19 protein-coding genes and 1 pseudogene are annotated in these 18,083 nt (G+C 26.5%); 11 read left to right on the top strand and 9 right to left on the bottom strand.

All coding sequences use genetic code 11. The annotated features are described in order from the left end of the window. The 3 genes and pseudogenes from BUB01_RS23175 to BUB01_RS10015 form a co-directional block, all read left to right on the top strand. Nucleotides 1-511 (top strand): annotated as a pseudogene (locus tag BUB01_RS23175) (hypothetical protein); the annotation flags it as partial. A gap of 131 nt (nucleotides 512-642) precedes the next feature. Continuing rightward, complete coding sequence (locus tag BUB01_RS10020; RefSeq protein WP_072986708.1) at nucleotides 643-1,356, top strand: ATP-binding cassette domain-containing protein; 714 nt, start codon at nucleotides 643-645, stop codon at nucleotides 1,354-1,356. 30 nt (nucleotides 1,357-1,386) lie between these two features. Further along, complete coding sequence (locus tag BUB01_RS10015; protein WP_072986705.1) at nucleotides 1,387-2,460, top strand: tetratricopeptide repeat-containing glycosyltransferase family 2 protein; 1,074 nt, start codon at nucleotides 1,387-1,389, stop codon at nucleotides 2,458-2,460. 195 nt (nucleotides 2,461-2,655) lie between these two features. Here BUB01_RS10015 and BUB01_RS10010 read toward each other — a convergent pair whose 3' ends face one another. Beyond that, nucleotides 2,656-3,513 carry a glycosyltransferase family protein gene (locus BUB01_RS10010; protein WP_072986702.1) on the bottom strand — a complete coding sequence of 286 codons (858 nt, stop codon included), beginning with the start codon at nucleotides 3,511-3,513 and terminating at the stop codon, nucleotides 2,656-2,658. A gap of 176 nt (nucleotides 3,514-3,689) precedes the next feature. Between BUB01_RS10010 and BUB01_RS10005 the strand changes: the two genes are divergently transcribed. The 3 genes from BUB01_RS10005 to BUB01_RS09995 are packed head-to-tail and all read left to right on the top strand — an operon-like array spanning nucleotide 3,690 to nucleotide 6,673. Continuing rightward, the gene (locus BUB01_RS10005; RefSeq protein WP_072986699.1) at nucleotides 3,690-4,778 is read left to right on the top strand and encodes a tetratricopeptide repeat-containing glycosyltransferase family 2 protein; all 1,089 of its coding nucleotides are present in this window, start codon (nucleotides 3,690-3,692) and stop codon (nucleotides 4,776-4,778) included. A 19-nt stretch (nucleotides 4,779-4,797) separates the two neighbouring features. Further along, nucleotides 4,798-5,121, top strand: coding sequence for a thioredoxin family protein (locus BUB01_RS10000; protein WP_072986697.1), 324 nt, complete (start codon nucleotides 4,798-4,800; stop codon nucleotides 5,119-5,121). Between the two features lie 13 nt (nucleotides 5,122-5,134). After that, the gene (locus tag BUB01_RS09995) at nucleotides 5,135-6,673 is read left to right on the top strand and encodes a glycosyltransferase family 2 protein (RefSeq protein ID WP_072986694.1); all 1,539 of its coding nucleotides are present in this window, start codon (nucleotides 5,135-5,137) and stop codon (nucleotides 6,671-6,673) included. Nucleotides 6,674-6,807: 134 nt separating this feature from the next. Here BUB01_RS09995 and wecB read toward each other — a convergent pair whose 3' ends face one another. From wecB to BUB01_RS09980, 3 genes are all read right to left on the bottom strand, one after another. Next, nucleotides 6,808-7,935 carry a non-hydrolyzing UDP-N-acetylglucosamine 2-epimerase gene (gene wecB, locus BUB01_RS09990; protein ID WP_072986691.1) on the bottom strand — a complete coding sequence of 376 codons (1,128 nt, stop codon included), beginning with the start codon at nucleotides 7,933-7,935 and terminating at the stop codon, nucleotides 6,808-6,810. Nucleotides 7,936-7,937: 2 nt separating this feature from the next. Continuing rightward, entirely contained in the window at nucleotides 7,938-9,050 is a 1,113-nt protein-coding gene (locus BUB01_RS09985; RefSeq protein WP_072986688.1) for a polysaccharide biosynthesis C-terminal domain-containing protein, read from the bottom strand. Between the two features lie 75 nt (nucleotides 9,051-9,125). Beyond that, the gene (locus tag BUB01_RS09980) at nucleotides 9,126-10,151 is read right to left on the bottom strand and encodes a polysaccharide biosynthesis protein (RefSeq protein ID WP_072986736.1); all 1,026 of its coding nucleotides are present in this window, start codon (nucleotides 10,149-10,151) and stop codon (nucleotides 9,126-9,128) included. A gap of 184 nt (nucleotides 10,152-10,335) precedes the next feature. On the opposite strand from BUB01_RS09980, the gene BUB01_RS09975 reads away from it, so the two are divergent. Continuing rightward, nucleotides 10,336-11,211 (top strand): hypothetical protein, encoded by an 876-nt coding sequence (locus tag BUB01_RS09975; RefSeq protein WP_072986685.1) that lies wholly within the window; start codon nucleotides 10,336-10,338, stop codon nucleotides 11,209-11,211. Nucleotides 11,212-11,359: 148 nt separating this feature from the next. On the opposite strand, the gene BUB01_RS09970 is transcribed toward BUB01_RS09975, so the two are convergent. The 4 genes from BUB01_RS09970 to BUB01_RS09955 form a co-directional block, all read right to left on the bottom strand. Continuing rightward, nucleotides 11,360-12,601 carry an SPOCS domain-containing protein gene (locus BUB01_RS09970; protein ID WP_072986682.1) on the bottom strand — a complete coding sequence of 414 codons (1,242 nt, stop codon included), beginning with the start codon at nucleotides 12,599-12,601 and terminating at the stop codon, nucleotides 11,360-11,362. 15 nt (nucleotides 12,602-12,616) lie between these two features. Continuing rightward, complete coding sequence (locus tag BUB01_RS09965; RefSeq protein WP_072986679.1) at nucleotides 12,617-13,105, bottom strand: hypothetical protein; 489 nt, start codon at nucleotides 13,103-13,105, stop codon at nucleotides 12,617-12,619. 13 nt (nucleotides 13,106-13,118) lie between these two features. Further along, nucleotides 13,119-13,595: an SPOCS domain-containing protein gene (locus BUB01_RS09960; protein ID WP_072986676.1), complete on the bottom strand. Its 477-nt coding sequence runs from the start codon at nucleotides 13,593-13,595 to the stop codon at nucleotides 13,119-13,121. A 256-nt stretch (nucleotides 13,596-13,851) separates the two neighbouring features. Then, on the bottom strand, nucleotides 13,852-14,238 hold the full coding sequence (locus BUB01_RS09955) for a hypothetical protein (protein ID WP_072986672.1): 387 nt from the start codon (nucleotides 14,236-14,238) through the stop codon (nucleotides 13,852-13,854). A 344-nt stretch (nucleotides 14,239-14,582) separates the two neighbouring features. Here BUB01_RS09955 and BUB01_RS09950 point away from each other — a divergent pair, with 344 nt between their 5' ends. The 4 genes from BUB01_RS09950 to BUB01_RS09935 all read left to right on the top strand — a co-directional run bounded on the left by BUB01_RS09950 (nucleotide 14,583) and on the right by BUB01_RS09935 (nucleotide 17,577). Further along, nucleotides 14,583-15,728 (top strand): tetratricopeptide repeat-containing glycosyltransferase family 2 protein, encoded by a 1,146-nt coding sequence (locus tag BUB01_RS09950; protein ID WP_072986669.1) that lies wholly within the window; start codon nucleotides 14,583-14,585, stop codon nucleotides 15,726-15,728. 120 nt (nucleotides 15,729-15,848) lie between these two features. Next, complete coding sequence (locus BUB01_RS09945) at nucleotides 15,849-16,343, top strand: hypothetical protein (RefSeq protein WP_072986667.1); 495 nt, start codon at nucleotides 15,849-15,851, stop codon at nucleotides 16,341-16,343. Nucleotides 16,344-16,412: 69 nt separating this feature from the next. Next, nucleotides 16,413-16,847 carry a hypothetical protein gene (locus BUB01_RS09940; RefSeq protein ID WP_072986664.1) on the top strand — a complete coding sequence of 145 codons (435 nt, stop codon included), beginning with the start codon at nucleotides 16,413-16,415 and terminating at the stop codon, nucleotides 16,845-16,847. Between the two features lie 127 nt (nucleotides 16,848-16,974). Beyond that, nucleotides 16,975-17,577 (top strand): hypothetical protein, encoded by a 603-nt coding sequence (locus BUB01_RS09935; protein ID WP_072986661.1) that lies wholly within the window; start codon nucleotides 16,975-16,977, stop codon nucleotides 17,575-17,577. 63 nt (nucleotides 17,578-17,640) lie between these two features. Here BUB01_RS09935 and BUB01_RS09930 read toward each other — a convergent pair whose 3' ends face one another. Further along, on the bottom strand, nucleotides 17,641-18,081 hold the full coding sequence (locus BUB01_RS09930; protein WP_072986659.1) for a hypothetical protein: 441 nt from the start codon (nucleotides 18,079-18,081) through the stop codon (nucleotides 17,641-17,643). Nucleotides 18,082-18,083 lie beyond the last annotated feature (2 nt).

Here is an 18,083-nt window from a genome sequence, read left to right as displayed (position 1 = left end):
TAATATTGAGCAAATGGTTTCAAGTCCAACCTTCGGTTTAGTAGAAATCAAAACTGAAGTATTTAATATTGAGCAAATGGTTTCAAGCCCAACCTTTGGTTTAGCAGAAATCAAAAATGAGGTATCTGCTATAGAGCAGGCAGTAGGTGCTAAAAGTGGAACACAAAGCTCAGGACCATTTTTTGCTTCAGATAAATATGTGTCTGCTAAAGCATTAAACAATACTTCAAATACAGTAGGCCCTATTACAGTTACAGTATATAACTTAGGAGTTTGTCCTAAAACTTCTACTATATTAGGGACTCCTGTTACTGCTACCTTCTCAATAGCTCCATTCTGTGCTACAGATGTATTTTTCCACAAAATCGGAAATACAAAGGTGAATATTTCTGGAGCTGAAATAGAAGTTCAATTTACAGGTGTTCCTGCTGGCGTATTATTATATTCTAGAACTACCAGTTCAGGTCAAGAAGATGCTATGGATGTATTTAATAGTTGCTGTTTTGTATAAAATGCTTTTTTATACAAAAGTAATCAATAATTATTTATAAATAATATTGCTATGCCTTAATAAAAATGTGCTCATTCAGAATTAGCTGAGTGAGCACTATTTCCATAAGTATTTAAAGGAGGTGTATTTATATGGCTGAAGTAATTATAGCTAATAATATAAATAAAAAGATTACTTGGGCTCAAGGAGTTAAATGGGATTTTCTAAAAAATGTAAATTTTACAATTTATAAAGGTGAATTCATAACTATTGGAGGAAATAGTGGAGGTGGAAAAAGTACATTATTAGGAATATTACTAGGTTATGATAATGATTGGGAAGGAACTGTTTTAATTAATGGAATTAATACAAAGAATCTAAATAAAGTAGAGTTTGAAAAGTTTAGAAGTGAAAATATAGGTATATGTTATAAGGAAAAATCCACAGTTATATTCATGAATACAGTTAAAGAAAATATATATTCTCGTTTAAATGAACTTAAAAATATAAATATAAAAGGAGAATATAAAAAAATTTTAAACCTTTTTAATCTTACTAATATTCAAGATAAAAAGGTTCTATTGTGTAGTCCTACAGAATTTTATAGACTAATGCTTGCAGTAGCTTTTTGTGGTCCCCCACCAATTATAGTTATTGATGAAATTTTAGATTATTTTCCACTTTATGAAAAACAGGAAATACTAGATACAATAATGACTTTACAAAAAAATTATAATATTACTTTAGTTGTTGTAACTCATGATATGGAAATAATAAAAAAATCTGATAGAGCATTATGTGTAAAGGATCGGACTGTATATAAGGTAGATTTAGATAAATTTCGTAGATTAACAGAGGGAAAGTAAAAACTAGTATTTTAGCAAAGGAGATCTTGTATGATTACCATAAGTTTATGCATGATTGTTAAAAATGAAGAAAACACATTAGAGAGATGCTTGTACTCTGTTAGAAATATTGTAGATGAAATCATTATTGTTGATACTGGTTCTATAGATAAGACAAAAGAAATAGCTTCTAAATATACAGATAAAACCTATGATTTTAAATGGATAGATGATTTTGCAGCTGCAAGAAATTATTCCTTCTCAAAGGCTACAAAAGATTTTATACTTTGGTTAGATGCAGATGATGTTTTTCTAGAAGAAGATAGAGAGTTATTTAAATCATTAAAATCTGATCTTACTTTACAAATTGATGTAGTAATGATGAAATATGTATTAAAAAGAGATGAATCAGGAAATATATTAAACTATTTTTATAGGGAAAGATTATTAAAAAGAGAGAAGAATTTTAAATGGCATGATCCAATTCATGAATATATAGACTTTATAGGTAATATGATTTTGCATACTGAAATAGCTGTAACACATGAAAAAGTTGGAACTAGTTCAGAAAGAAACTTGAGAATCTTAAAAAAACTTATTTCAACTTCAACAGATGTACATCCTAGGCACTTCTTTTATTATGCTCGTGAATCTCAAGACATTGGCAATCTTGAAGAAGCAGAGAATTATTATTTAAAATTTTTAGATATGAAAGAGGATGTCTTTTCACATTATATTGAAAGTTGTATATATCTAGCTAATATTTATATAAATAAAAACGAAAGAAAGAAAGCCTTACAAAGTTTGATACGTAGCTTTGAATATGGTCCTATGCGAGCTGAAGTTTTATGTATTATTGGCCATTATTATCTAGAAGTTAAAGATTACTTAACAGCAATTGCTTGGTATGAGCTCGCACTTTCTTTAAAAAAACCTGACATAACATGGGATTTTATACTACCTGAATATTGGGACTTCCTTCCTAATCTAGAACTATGCCATTGTTATTATATGTTAGGTAATGTAAACAAAGCCTTAGAACATCATAATAATACAAAACAATTGAAACCTTATCATGAAATAGTGATTAAAAATGAAGAATTCTTTAATTGCATATCAAAATAACTGTATGAGAAAAAGGTTATATAGGTAATCTATTTCTAATACTATTTAAACTTTTAATTTAAAAATAATAATGTGATATTTAAAATAGAAAAACTAGAAGAATTATAAATGCAAGAGACTTTTTTATCTACTTGCATTTATAATTATATAATATTTTAATAATCTCTTTCCTAATCTAAAATTTATTTCGTAGATTTAAATTCTCCTTAATACTTCATTATATAGCTCCAAAAAATAATCACTATTATAAAATTCACTTAATAACTTTAAACCATATGCACCATATTTGTTAAACAAACCATTTAAATTTAAAGCAAATTCTTCATTTGCATTTTTAAATTCTGTTCTTTGCGCTAAAGTACTATGATAAACCACCGAATTCAAATTACATTTCGGCTTCCATTTATATCTTAGTCCTAAATAATACATATGAGCTAAAATTATGCTATCATCTTCAAATCCTTGCTTCCCTTTTAAAAACTTTAAATCATATCCACCAATTTCTTTTAAAATATTCGATTTGTAAATTACCGGATTGACAAATCCATAATATATTTTATTTGATTTTAAAGAATTACATAATGAAAGTATATCAGTAACATTATTTGGTACTATTACACTCTTAGGTTCAATGCCATTTGGCCCAAGCATTCCATCTTCTGTTACTATACAAGGACAAACAAATGGCTCATCTGTATTTTCAAGAAATTCTATAAGAGGTTTATGCCAATTTTTAGGGAAAATCATATCTAAATGTATTTCAGAAATGTACTTTATTTCCGGAATATAAGTCCAAATATATTCGAAACATCTTTGCCTTGCAACAGCTACCCCATCATTATTACCATTTCCTAAAATTACTGATGGTATTTCATATTTACATAATAAGTCTTTTAGAATTTCATTACTAAGTACACCTTGATTGTATACTACAAGTATTGAATCTTCACACTCCTTAAGCGTAGATATACAATCTTCTGCTAGCTGCAGGCCCTTATTATAATTTCTCTCATCTTCTCCTATATAAAATGTTAAAACAAATGCAGTTTTCATCTCGTTTCCTCATAAAAATACTTATACTATTATATATATTTAATAAGTTTTATTAATGATACTGATTTATTGTACGTTAATGCTACAACTAAAAAACGGCTATAATAGTGTTTTTGTAACAATTATGTAGATTTTGAATATCCTATATTGAATTTATTTATATAGAAGGTGAGATTTTGATTACTATCAGCCTATGTATGATTGTAAGAGATGAAGAAGAAACCATAGGAAGATGCTTAGATACTGTAAAAGATATCGTTGACGAAATAATAATTGTAGACACAGGTTCTATAGATAAGACAAAAGATATAGTAAGCAAATATACTTCAAATATTTATGATTTTAAATGGATAGATGATTTCTCAGCAGCTAGAAATTATTCTTTTTCAAAAGCTACTAAAGACTATATATTATGGTTAGATGCAGATGATGTAATTCTTGATGAGGATAAAATTAAGTTTAAATATTTAAAATCACAATTAAATAATTCTGTAGATATTGTAATGATGAAATACAATTTAGGAGTAGATGTTAAAGGAAGACCTTTGTGTACTTACTATAGGGAAAGGTTGCTTAAGAGAGAAAAAAAGTATCAGTGGGAAGATGCGATTCATGAATATATAAATCCTATTGGGAATATAGCTACTGTAGATGTTGCTATAACCCATAGAAAAATTAAACACAAATTATCAAGAAACTTAGATATTTTTGAAACTATGATAAAGCAAGAGAAAAAATTGACTCATAGAAATTATTTTTATTATGCTAGAGAGCTAAATAACAATGCTAGATATGATGAAGCTATAGTATATTTTGAGAAGTTTTTAGCTCAAGATGGAGGTTTTTTTTCAAACTATATAGATGCGTGTATTGATTTATCAAAAATTTATACAATTAAAGGTGATAGAAAAAAAGCAATAAAAACCTTACTTAGATGCTTTGAGTTTGGAGTACCTCGTGCAGAAATTTGTTGTGAACTTGGTAGTCAATATGAAGAAATTAAAGATTATGAACGTGCAATAACTTGGTATGAAATAGCTACCAAACTTAATAAACCAGAAAATACTCTAGGATCAATAATACATGATACCTATAACTACATCCCCTATGCAGCAATAAGTTTATGTTATTTTAAACTTGGATTAATGAATAAAGCTGTAGAGTATAATGAAAAAGCAGGTGAATTTAAGCCAGATTCTCAACTTGTTATAAGTAATAGAAAATACTTTGAAGCTATAATTAAAAGCGCCAAAAGTATTCCTTAAAATTAGAGGTAAATTAATAATGAGTAGAATTTTTAATCTTAATAATGATAATTTTGATAAAGCTATAAATAAAACAAACAATTTGATTGTAATATTTTTTTGGGCAGCATGGTGTGGACATTGTGGTGGCCTAATTCCTATACTTGAAGAATTATCGGAGGAAATGCCCAATGTAAGTTTTGTATCAATAGATAAAGATGAAGGTCTATCTATTGCAGAGAGGTTTCAAATAGGATCAGTTCCTACTTTTTTATTTTTTAAAAAGGGTGAGGTAATAGATAATATATTAGGAAGAATGACTAAAGAGCAATTAATAGATAAAATAAATAAATTTATCCTTTAAGGAGGCAGTGTAAGTGAATGAGAAAAAGGTACTTATTGGAAGTCCAGTTAGACAAAACCCTGAAATATTAAAGCAATTTTTACTTTCATTGAAAGAATTGGAGAAAGAAAATATTTTATTAGAATATTTTTTTATAGATGATAATGATAACTTAAATTCAAAAGAATTGTTAAAGCTTTTCTCTAAGGAAGTTAATGAAAAAAGTACAATTGAAACTGGAGAAACTATAGATGAATATATTCGTACTGATAATACTCATATTTGGAAAGAGAATTTAATTTGGAAAGTAGCTGAATATAAAAATAAAATTATAGACTATTGCAAGAAGAAGGAATTTGACTATTTATTTTTAATAGATTCAGACTTAGTACTTCATCCTAAAACATTAAAACATCTAATTAGTACAGAGAAAGATATTATATCAGAAATTTTTTGGACTAAATGGTCAAAGGAAACTATTGAATTACCACAGGTTTGGCTTTATAATCAGTATGACTTGATAGCTAAAAATCGTGGGGAGCAATTGAATGAAAACGAAGAAAAATGGAGATTTTCTAATCTTTTGCAGCAACTAAGGAAACCAGGTGTATATGAAGTTGGAGGCTTAGGTGCTTGTACTTTAATTAGTAAAACCGCTATTGATAAAGGCGTGAATTTTAGTGAACTTTATAACATATCCTTTTGGGGGGAAGATAGGCATTTTTGTATTCGTGCAGTTGCACTAGGATTTAAACTATATGTAGATACTACCTACCCTGCTTATCATATATACCACATGGAGCATTTAAATGGTGTAGAAGAGTTTAAGAATAAATGCAGGGGAAATGAAGCAAAACTAAGAATAGCTAAAGAGAAAGGAAATACTTTAACATTAGCTATGCTTGTTAGAAATGAGAGTAAAAAATTTATTAGAGAAGTTTTATCACATGCTGCTAAGTATATAGACAATGCAGTAATACTAGATGATGCAAGTGATGATAATACAGTTCAAATATGTAAAGAGGTATTAAAAGATATACCTTTAAAACTTGTTTCAAATAAAGAATCTAGATTTAATAACGAAATAGTCTTAAGAAAACAATTATGGCAAATGGCAATAGAAACAAATCCTGATTGGATTTTGATTTTAGATTCTGATGAAATGTTTGAAGATAAAATAATTAATGCTATGCCATTATTAATAAATCAATCTTCCTTTGATATTTATTACTTTAGATTGTATGATATGTGGGATGAATATCATTATAGAGAGGATGATTATTGGCAAGCTCATAACTTTAACAAACCCTTCCTTGTTAGATATCAACCTAATTTTGAATATATTTGGAATGAAACCCCACTTCATTGTGGTAGATTCCCTATAAATATATTTTCTTTAAGTGGATGTAATTGTAGCATTAGATTGAAACATTTAGGTTGGTCAACAAAACAAATAAGAGAAGAAAAATTTAAAAGATATTTAAAGCTTGATCCTAAAGGAACTTATGGTAATATGAAGCAATATATATCCATATTAGATGAGAATCCTAGGTTAATTGAATGGAAGGATTAAAAAGTCCCTACGTTCGTATGAGTAAGTTCGTCTGACTAAATTAGAAATTTAGAGACTTACTTATATTATAGTAAACTTAAAGTGCTATCTTAGTTAGAAAGATAGCACTTTTTCGAATCATTAGACAAATTACTTTAGAGCTTGTTCCAAGTTGTTTTATTAATTATCTTAGTATAGCTTTGAATTATTTTTACTACTTTAACAGATACATTATCATCTTTATAATCAGTTACGATGATGCTTTGTTCCTTGTTATCTCTCATAGCCTTTGCAAGCTCAATTGCTTGAAGAATGTCGTTTTCTTTTATTCCTCCAATTATAATTGAGCCTTTATCTAGAACCTCTGGTCTTTCAGTACTAGTCCTTATTAATATGCCATTAAACCCAAGCATTGCTGATTCCTCACTTAAAGTTCCACTATCAGAAAGCACACAAAAAGAATTCATTTGAAGGTTATTGTAATCAACAAATCCAAATGGTTTTAATTTTCTTATTAATTTATTAAACTCTACTTTCTTTTCAACCAATCTTTTAAAACTTCTTGGATGTGTTGAATATATAATTGGCATTTTATACTTTTCAGCAATCTTATTTAAGGCAGTCACCAATCCAAACAAATTATCATCATTATCTATATTTTCCTCCCTATGAGCACTTACTAAAATATATTTACCTTCTTCTAATCCTAGCTCATTTAATACATTTGATGTTTTAATTTTATTTATATTATTCTTTAACACTTCCTGCATAGGAGAACCTGTCACAAAAATATTATCCTTCTTTATACCTTCACTTAAAAGATATCTTCTACTATGCTCTGTATAGGCTAAATTTATATCACTTATATGATCAACTATTTTTCTATTAATTTCTTCTGGAACATTTTCATCAAAACACCTATTACCTGCTTCCATATGAAATATCGGTATTTTTAACCTCTTAGCTGCTATAGCACTTAATGCACTATTTGTATCTCCTAATATTAATAAAGCATCAGGCTTTTCATTTATTAGCGTTGCATAAGACGCTGAAATTATATTCCCTATTGTTTCTCCTAAATTCTTTCCAGCAACCTTTAAGAAATAATGCGGTTTTCTTATATTTAACTCTTCAAAGAATATATCATTTAATTCATAATCCCAATTTTGTCCTGTATGAACTAGAATATGGTCAAAATACATATCACACTTTTTTATTACTTCTGATAATCTTATAATTTCTGGCCTTGTACCAACTATAGTCATAACTTTTAATCTAGCCATTATTATACCTCCATAAAAATGGTATCTGGCTTTTCACTATTAAAAATTTCATTAGCCCAGAATAATGTTATAACTTCTATTTCACCTATATTTGTTATTGAATGAATATATCCTGGAGGTATGTCAACTACTTGTGGGGTTTCACCATCAACAATATAATTTATAACTTTTTGCTCATTTATCTTTCTAAGCTTAATTTCTGCTATTCCCTTTACAACTATAAATTTTTCTACTTTAGTGTGATGATAATGGTTTCCTCTAGTAATACCAGGCTTTGTTGTAGAAATAAACATTTGTCCGAATTCCTTTGATTTAATTATTTCTGTAAGCCACCCTCTATTGTCTACCCTCTTAGTTAAAGTGTAATTAAAATTCTCTTCATCTAAATATGAAAGATAGGTTGAATATAATGCTTTAATAAAATCATCTGATAGATTAGGAATTATTGAAGTTTTAGGTATACTTCTAAATCCTTTTATAGTATTAACTATATCGCCTAATGTCTTCTTATATACTATAGGTATTTCATAGTATATATTTTGATTATCAGTACTACCATTTTTTAATCTTTCAATAAATTCGTGAATAACATCATCAATATATGCAAGTGATAAAACCTTTGACTCATCTGAAATCCAAACCTCTTTATCTCTGGCTATATTATAGCAAAAGGTTGCTATAGCTGAATTATAGTTTGGCCTACACCACTTTCCAAAAATATTTGGCAATCTATATATATAAATAGTTGCTCCTGTGTTTTTACTATAGTTAAGTAAAAATCTCTCTGCTTCTAGTTTACTTTTTCCATAATAATTTTCTAAGTTAGCTTGAATTGATGAAGTTATTAAAATTGGCGTTTGTTTATTTTCCTGCTCTAATATTTCAATTATTTCACTAGTAAATAAGGCATTTCCTTTAAAATATTCTGTTTCATCAGTAGGTCTATTCACTCCTGCCAAATGAAATATAAAATCTGCATCACATACAGCTTTAATAACTTCATCCTTTGTATTATTAATGTCTATTTTACTAATAGTATATTCTTTAAATTCTTTAAGCCTTATTACAAGGTTTTTACCAATAAACCCATTTGCCCCTGTTACTAATATCCTCATAACTTCCCCCTTGTTTCAACTTATATATTAGGCACATGACAAAAAACAACAGACCAATTTGCTTGCATAGTTTGCTTATTTTGTGTCATATGCCTTATTTAATTGATTTTTTATATATGGTAATTTTAAAAGTATATCTTTTAGTTCTTGCCCACTAACCCGTATTGTGTTATCAGAAGTATATTCAACATTATTTCTAATTTCTATATTACCTTCTGTAAAATACTTAGCAAAATTTAAATCTCTATTATCACAATGAATGCGATAATATCTTCCTAAATCATCAGACCTAGCAGACTCTTCTTTAGATAATAAAGTTTCATATACCTTTTCTCCATGACGTGTACCTATAATGTTTATTTCTACCTTTGAAGAAAAGATTTCTTTTATTGAATTTGCTAAATCTAAAATAGTACACGCTGGCGCCTTTTGAATAAATATATCGCCTTGATTCCCATTTTCAAAAGCATATAATACTAAATCCACGGATTCCTCTAAAGACATTAAAAACCTAGTCATATTAGGATCTGTTATAGTTAAATTCTTACCTTCTTTAATTTGCTGTACAAACAATGGAATTACAGAACCTCTAGAAGCCATAACATTCCCATATCTAGTAGCAGAGAAAATAGTTTCATTCTTTTGTGATACTCTTGCCCTAGCTATCATTGTTTTTTCTGCTAAAGCTTTTGACATTCCCATAGCATTAATAGGATACACAGCCTTATCTGTACTTAAAAGTATTGCTCTTTTTACACCATTTAAAGTGCAACCCCTAAAAACATTGTCTGATCCATATACATTAGTTTTAATAGCTTCCATAGGATAAAATTCACAGGATGGAACCTGCTTTAATGCAGCTGCATGAAAAACATAATCAACACCTTTTAATGCATAATTTACACTTTCAAAATCCCTTACATCCCCTATATAATACTTAATTTTATTATTTTTAAACTCATTTCTCATGTCATCTTGCTTTTTTTCATCCCTAGAAAAAATCCTTATTTCCTTTATATCTGTATTAATAAACCTTCTTAAAACAGTATTACCAAAGGACCCTGTTCCCCCTGTTATTAGCAACACTTTATCTTTGAAAATACTCATAATACCTCGAAAAAGAATTGTTTGTACTATTATATGAATAGCTCTTAATATTTACCACAAAACCTATTTTGCAAACTACCGTACTCTTCATTTAAAACATGTAACTATAAAGCTTATGGAACAAATAAACATCTATTATCATATTTTAATTAAGTAATATTATATTTGGAGATGCCATATGAAATTAGCATATATTGTAACATTTTATATTGACAAGAACAGTGATTATTATGGACGCGATTTAATTATGACAAAGGAATGTTTTGAGAGCTTAACTTTTAGTGAAAATACAGAAGTGTTCATATATAATCAAGGCAATTTAACTAATGGAGAGATTTCAGAGTTATTAAATCCCTATGATTTAAAGTTCTATATTATAGGCTCAGGTAAAAATGTAGGTATTCCAAAAGCAAGATACAGATTAATTAAACATATTTTAAATACTCGTCCAGAAATAGAATATATTGCAGAAATACATTTAGATATGCTTTTTATGGCAAATTGGCATGTCCCACTAATTGAATATCTATCAAATACCGATGAACCAATGATCTGTCCTAGAATTATAAGCAATGAAAATAGTGCTTTTTTAATACAAGATAAAAATACTCCTATAAATTTCTATGGAGATTTAAAAACTAGATTATCTAAACTTTCATCATTTACAGAAAATAAAGTTATATTTGGATTTACAAATCCAGTAATACACAAAGTTGAAGCATTAAAAAATATAAATTATTATGATGCAGGTTTTTTAACAGGTATGCAAAACTTTGAAGATACTAGCCTTTTAATAGGTTATAGATATTACATGGGAAGTAAAAGTAATTGGAGACCAAAATGTAATTTGAATTCTTGCGTATTTCACAAAATAGCTGCTCAAAGGTTTAGGATTCTTTCAAGTGATGATTATAATAAGAATCTTTCAGGATTAATTAGGCAATATGGTGCTTATGGTATCTTAGAATGGTATAAGATGGATGGTAATGAGTTCTATAATAACATATATAAATCTATGATATTAGATAAAAATGCCTATGACTTAGAAGATTAAAGTATATAATATAACATAAAAAATTTATATTTAAGTAATAAAGGGGCTGTCACATTAAGAGTAATACTATGATATATTGTGCTAATTTAAAATTTGCAAACCAATATATTGTATGTAAATTCCTTAGTGCGACAGCCCCTTTATTGTTTTAGTAACTTATAATTTTGACATTAATAAGAAGAGTTATATTCTTAAATAGCTCTCTTTTATTTACCTTTTTAAAATAAATATCTTTTATGTTTGTTCTGACATCTATTTTGTTATCTACTTTAAAGTTGTTAGGAAGTATTATGAAGGTGGAAAATGGTATAGAAAAATTAGCAAAATGTATTGATTGTTCAGATACCTTAGCAGTATATTCTATGCTTTCTCTTAGCAAACCTCTAACTACTAATTTGTAACCTGTTAATTTTTGACCTTCATTTGAAGTTACTGATGGTGTTCTTATTATATAATATTTTAGTATTTCTGTATCTACATTAATATCATTTACTTCTTCTATATCAGGATTATCTTCTGGAATACATAAATTATCATATACTGATAATAATTTGAATGTACTTATTCCAAGCTTTACTTCACTATCTTCAGTACTTTTACATACACATTTTTTCTCCCCTGATCTTCCTTTAGGTAAATTATAATTAAATTTTATATATGACTTATTTATAAGTATTCCGCTACAGTTAGAAGCTTTAACTATAACATCATAACTTATTATAATATTCTCACTTGGATTTATAGTACCTACATATATCTCCATATAATCATTAATACTATTAACTCTATTTCCATTAATCTTAAAAGAATTATCTACTAAATTAACTTCACTTGGTAACTTATCCTTAAATAAAATATTTCTAGCTTGTAATGTACCCACATTTATAAGATTGACTTCATAGGATATTAACTCTCCTATTGAAACTACTTTTTTATTAGCTTTCTTAATTATTTTTATATCTGCTATATCAACCCTAGTTGAAACTGTATTACTTATTGTATCCATAATCGTTGAATGATCCACTGAATTATTTTCATAACAAAACTTAACTATTGCACTATTTTCAATATATCCGATTTTAGGTTTACTTAAGATTCTTGCGTCAAAACTTAATATTTTAATTTCATCAGGTTTTAAACAACCTATATGAACACCAGCTAATATGTTCTCATTTAATAAATTAGATTCCTCCAAAATTACGCTTCCATTTATAAATTCTAATTCACTAATTAGAGGGTCTATAATTATAACATTATCAACAAATTTTTTCGATTTATTGATAACCGTTATTTTATACCTTAAAATATCACCCACAATAGCATCTTGAGCATTTACAGCTTTCTTAATAATTAAATCGCTCCCATGCTCCTCTATATTATTTAAACTCATATTCTTCCCTCTCTTTTATAATATAAATTTGACATCTATAAATAAAAATAAACATGTAAAAATTGTTCTACTATCTAAACTTTTTATATAATCTGCTTCTACATATGGGGTTACAACAATTCTTTTTTCTCTATATAAATTATAGATATCTTCATTATCTATTTTATTTGGTACTATTATAAAAGAGCTTTTTAAACTTTTGTAATAAATAGAATAAACAGGTTGAGTAATTTCATCTGCTGAATAAGTTATTCTTTCTTTAATTTTAAGCTCAGTTATAAGAGCTTTTCCTGTAAGTATTTGTCCTTCATTGGACCTACCAATTTCAGTATTAATTACTTTTATATCTTCGATTTCTGGAGAAATTCTTAAAGATAATATATGTTTTATATCTGGTTTTTGACATGGTATGGTTAAGACTTCTGATATTTGCTCTTCTTTAAAACATAAAAGATTCTTAGGAAATGTACCTTGCTCATAATATCTATTTTTTAATATTGCCATTTAAGTTCCCTCCCTAAGCTTTTATATCAGCAATTAGTAATAAAGTAAGATTTAAACAAACATATCTATTAGCAATTTGCTCCGCATCTATATCTTCTATAAAAGCATATGGAGTTATATAAGATAAGTTATTAAAGTGCTGTGACAATACTATATCTACACCAAACGGAATATAATGTTTAAAAGTTTGAACTACTTGATTTTCATCATCTCCTATATATTGAATTTTATAGTTTATGTCACCAAATACTAATAGCTTATATCCTGTTAGTTTCTGCCCTTCTAAGGATATTCCAATTGGGGTTTCTATAACTTCATATTTACAAATATCTACATTTGCATATACTTTAACAATCTGTTCTATATCTGGTGCTTCGGAAGGCACATGAAAATCACTTTCAAAGTTTAACTGTTTAAAATTTTTAAAATTTTTAAGTTCTCCTTCATTAATGCCAATATATTCTACTAAATCCTTAATAACAGTTGCCATATTCCCCTCCTCAAATTTTATAAACTCCTAAAACTTTATATTTTGTGAGATATATTTTGCTAAAGTTAATAAAATACATTTATATTTTTAAAAATGCATAAAAATCCATCATTTATTTTACAGTACTATTATATTAAAAAATACATTTTTTACCACATTTTTTTGCTTATCTCCTAAAAAAGTGGTTTTATATAATTTTTATCACTTGATTAAATTCGAGTAATGAAAATTATATAACACCACATAAACATTTTAATTAAGTTAATATATCTTGCCCATTACTAATCTTTATTCTAATTAGATTTATATCAATATCAGAGGTCATTATTATTTGAAACATTCCCATTGAATCCGTTAGTACATCGTGAATTATCGCTTTATCTGAAGTACTTATGTTGTAAATACTTATTAGTTTTCCTCTAATAGGTCTCTTATTATCATCAAATATATATCCGTTTAAAGTAATATAATTAAATTTATCCATTACTAAATCTACTCTTTTATTAGAATCAAACGATTCTATTCTAATATTTTCAGACTTCTTTTTAAATTCCGATATATTTTCAACCCAGTATTCTATATAATACTTTTTATAATATTTTAAGTTTATATTTTCATGACTTATATAAGTTTTAATTCTCATGATATTTCTAAAACTCCAATAAAAATATTTATTCTAATATATTATGATTAAAATCGCAAAATGCTGTTATTTTCGTCTTTTCATTAATTAACGATATACTTTTACCCTAGTATATAGTGTAACTTTTAAAAAAATTATTATATAAAAATACATAGTATTATATTCTTATTATTTATATCTATGACTCAACTAGTAATTACATTACAACTAAGTTTAAATCATAATCTAATTATTAAACTTATCATCTAATAATATGAAATCCCATATTTAAATAAGTTTTATTATTATAAATACAGATTCTTCTTAATATTAATAAATATATGAATTAATAAAAGGAGTTTAAAATGTCTAAAAAAGTATCATTAAGTCTTTGTATGATAGTAAAAGATGAAGAAAAAACCTTAGCTCGTGCTTTGAATTCTGTAAAATCCTTTATAGATGAAATAATAATAGTTGATACTGGTTCTACAGATAAGACAAAGATTATTGCACAGAATTTTAATGCTATGATTTATGATTTCAAATGGATAAATGATTTTTCAGCAGCAAGAAATTTCTCTTTTAGTAAAGCCACAAGTGATTATATTTTATGGCTAGATGGAGATGACTTTATTAATGATGAAAATATAAAAAAAATTGAAAATTTACTTTCAAATTTAGATTCTACTTATGATTATATAAATGCAGAATATATTTTAGGTAGAAATGAAGTAGGTAATATAAATTATTCCTTAAGAAGAAATAGGATAGTTAAAAGAAATATGAATTTTAAGTGGATTGGAAATGTACATGAATATTTAGAGGTTTATGGCACGGGATTAAATGGTGATTTTCAAATAGAACATGGAAAAATTAAAGCTTATACAAATAGGAATCTTGGAATATATAAACAAATGGAAAAGAAAAGGCTTATATTTAATCCAAGAGATTTATTTTATTACGCAAATGAGCTTAAAGATAATTGTGAGTATAAAGAAGCTATTAAAAATTATAGAAAATTCTTAGAGACAAAACAAGGATGGATTGAAGATGTAAAATCTGCCTATTCTAATATAATTAATTGTAATTTACAGTTAAATATGAAAGATAAAATACCAAATATAGCTTTTGAATCTTTTAAAGAAGATTCTCCTAGAGCTGATATCTGCTGTGCTCTTGCTGATTATTATTTAGAAGAAAATAAGTTAAAACAAGCTGCATTTTGGTATAGGACAGCTCTAGATTGTATACCTGAAAAAGGAAATATAGCTATTGATAATAAGGAGTATTATACTTCTATTCCAAGTCTTCAATTATGCTTATGCTATTTTAAAATGGGGAATTTGAATTGTTCTTACTTTTTTAATGAATTAGCTGCAAGCTTCATTCCTAATTCACCAAAGATTAAATATAATAGAGAATTCTTTGAGAACGAATATAATAAGCCTGAATTAAAAAAACCAGAAATAGACTATCCTATAAGACTAAGTGACTATGTTAGATACTTGTAATTTATCTTCTAAAATACATGATATAGATAAGCATCCTAAATTTTGTAACAAAGTCTAAAATAAAAAACTATAATAAAGAGTAGCAAAATATATAAATTCCAGATTATAGGAGGATTATAAATGTCTAAAAACTATTATAATTGTGAACCTGAAAACAATTCAAATTGTGATTGTAATCATAGCAATAAGCATAATTGTAATTGCAATGAAGATTCATCTTATGTAATTGGTAACTCGGTTAAGTTCTGTATCAATGAATTTGATAATGAAATAAAGGCCGATGTAACTGTTAATACTAGAAATACTGTTAGAGTTTGGGGTCAAATAATTGATTGTAATGGTAAGCCCGTTCCATATGCATATGTAAAATTAGCTAAAGTTTGTGGAAATTCATTAGAAGGGGTAGCTCATACAATAACTGATTGTCTAGGTTACTATCAATTTGACGTATGTCCATCAATTGAAGGTTTTGAATTTACATTAATAGTAGGAAAAGCTTCTGTAGGTTCTGAAAGAGTCATTTCAACTGGTACTGAAGGAACCGCTTGTAATCCATATGTAGCACCTAACTGTCCATCTTGTAATCAATGTAATCACCATTCATGTAAATACTAAATCATTCATAAGCAATAAGAGAATTCTTTATAATTCTCTTATTTTTTAATTATTATATTGGAGGAATATATGAAAGTTTTTTCTAGAACATTAGACTATCCTTTCTATAAAAATTATCATATAGAAAATTTTGAACTCGAAAATTATAAAGCTTTCTCAACTAGTACTAAAAATTATAAGGTTAATTATTGTATAGAAAACTGTACTACATTTGAAAATAAATCTATAAAAATAAAAATATATCCTAAAAATTTTCAATATAAAGTAAATGTAATTTTAAATACTATACTGTATACTAAAATCTATGGATATATAACAGATTCAAATAATAATTTTGCTACAAATGTAGAGGTTTTTATTTGTAAAAATGGTCATTCACAATATATAGATAAATATATACCAATATGTTCTAGTATTACTGATAACAATGGAATGTTTCAAGCAGTAATTAAGAATCATAGTAAATTATGTGATATCAAGATAAAAATAGAAAATGAACTATAACTAAAAGTAATTAACTTACTATTAATAACACTTTATACAATGTTGAAGTTATTCACACAATCCTTTATAATGTAAATAAAGTTAATTTATATAAAAATAATATATATCTAAAATTCGGGGGTCAATCATGAACTTAAAAAAACAACTTAGAATAAATATGATCTTTATAGTTTCTATAATTATATTAATTATATTATCTGCCTTTATTGTTAAAACTGATAACAATATGAGTACTATTATCGCCACTATTGTAGGATTTATATTTGTTTCTCAATTATTATACATTTCAAAGGTTATTTATGAAGATTGTCCGCGTAGTAAACAAGCTCCTTATGTTTTAGGGAACATAATTTTATTTCCTGCATTAATAGGCTTACTTCATTATTTATATAAAAGAAAGCCTTATACCAAATGCTACAAAAAAGAAGTACGCAAATTATTTAAAATAAATATGTTTTTAGCCAGTATAAGTAGTGTATTATTTATACTATTTTTAAATAATATATTTAGCTTTTTACCAAACAGTATAAATACTACTATCAATACTTTAATTATTATTTCGTCAGGTATATTTTTAATTCTTTCTATTATTTCTATTTTTAAATTACGTAAGGTTAATCATGGAACAGATAAGCTTATAAAAAGGCTTCAAGCGCCTATCTTACTTATAAATTTAGTACCAATTGTAATATCAATCTTTATATTTAGTGTATATAACCTTAAACTTTAAAAATAATAGACAAATTATACTAATAAATTAATATAATTTGTCTATTATTTTTTATACTATAATTTAAAGACTTATAAGCGAAACTATAGATATATAAAATGAATCATTTGAAAATTTATTTATATATAAATATTGTATATAAGCATGTAAGTCTAAAGGAAGCTTAATATTATAATCCTTTGGTAATACTATATAGGATTTTTTAGAAAGCTTTACTTTTTCAATTATTAACTTGTCATCAGTTGACACATATTCTATAGTACAGCTTACATCTATATGAGTTACACCCATTACACCTGTTAGCTCCCTATCATCAAAGGTTCCTTCTGGTGTATTAAAAACCTCAACTAATTTAGCATTAATTGATGCCGAAAATCTATTTATTTCCAATATTCCACTATTTTTATCAACCTTTATTGTGGAAGTTAAAATTTCCTCTTTAAATAAACTTAAGCCTTCTGGTAAAGCTTTTGATATTCCCCTATACTCAATATCGCTTTCCATAT

It is taken from the genome of Clostridium cavendishii DSM 21758 (assembly GCF_900141845.1).
Taxonomy (GTDB): Bacteria; Bacillota; Clostridia; order Clostridiales; family Clostridiaceae; genus Clostridium_AG; species Clostridium_AG cavendishii.
This window is presented reverse-complemented; position numbering and strand designations above follow the sequence as displayed.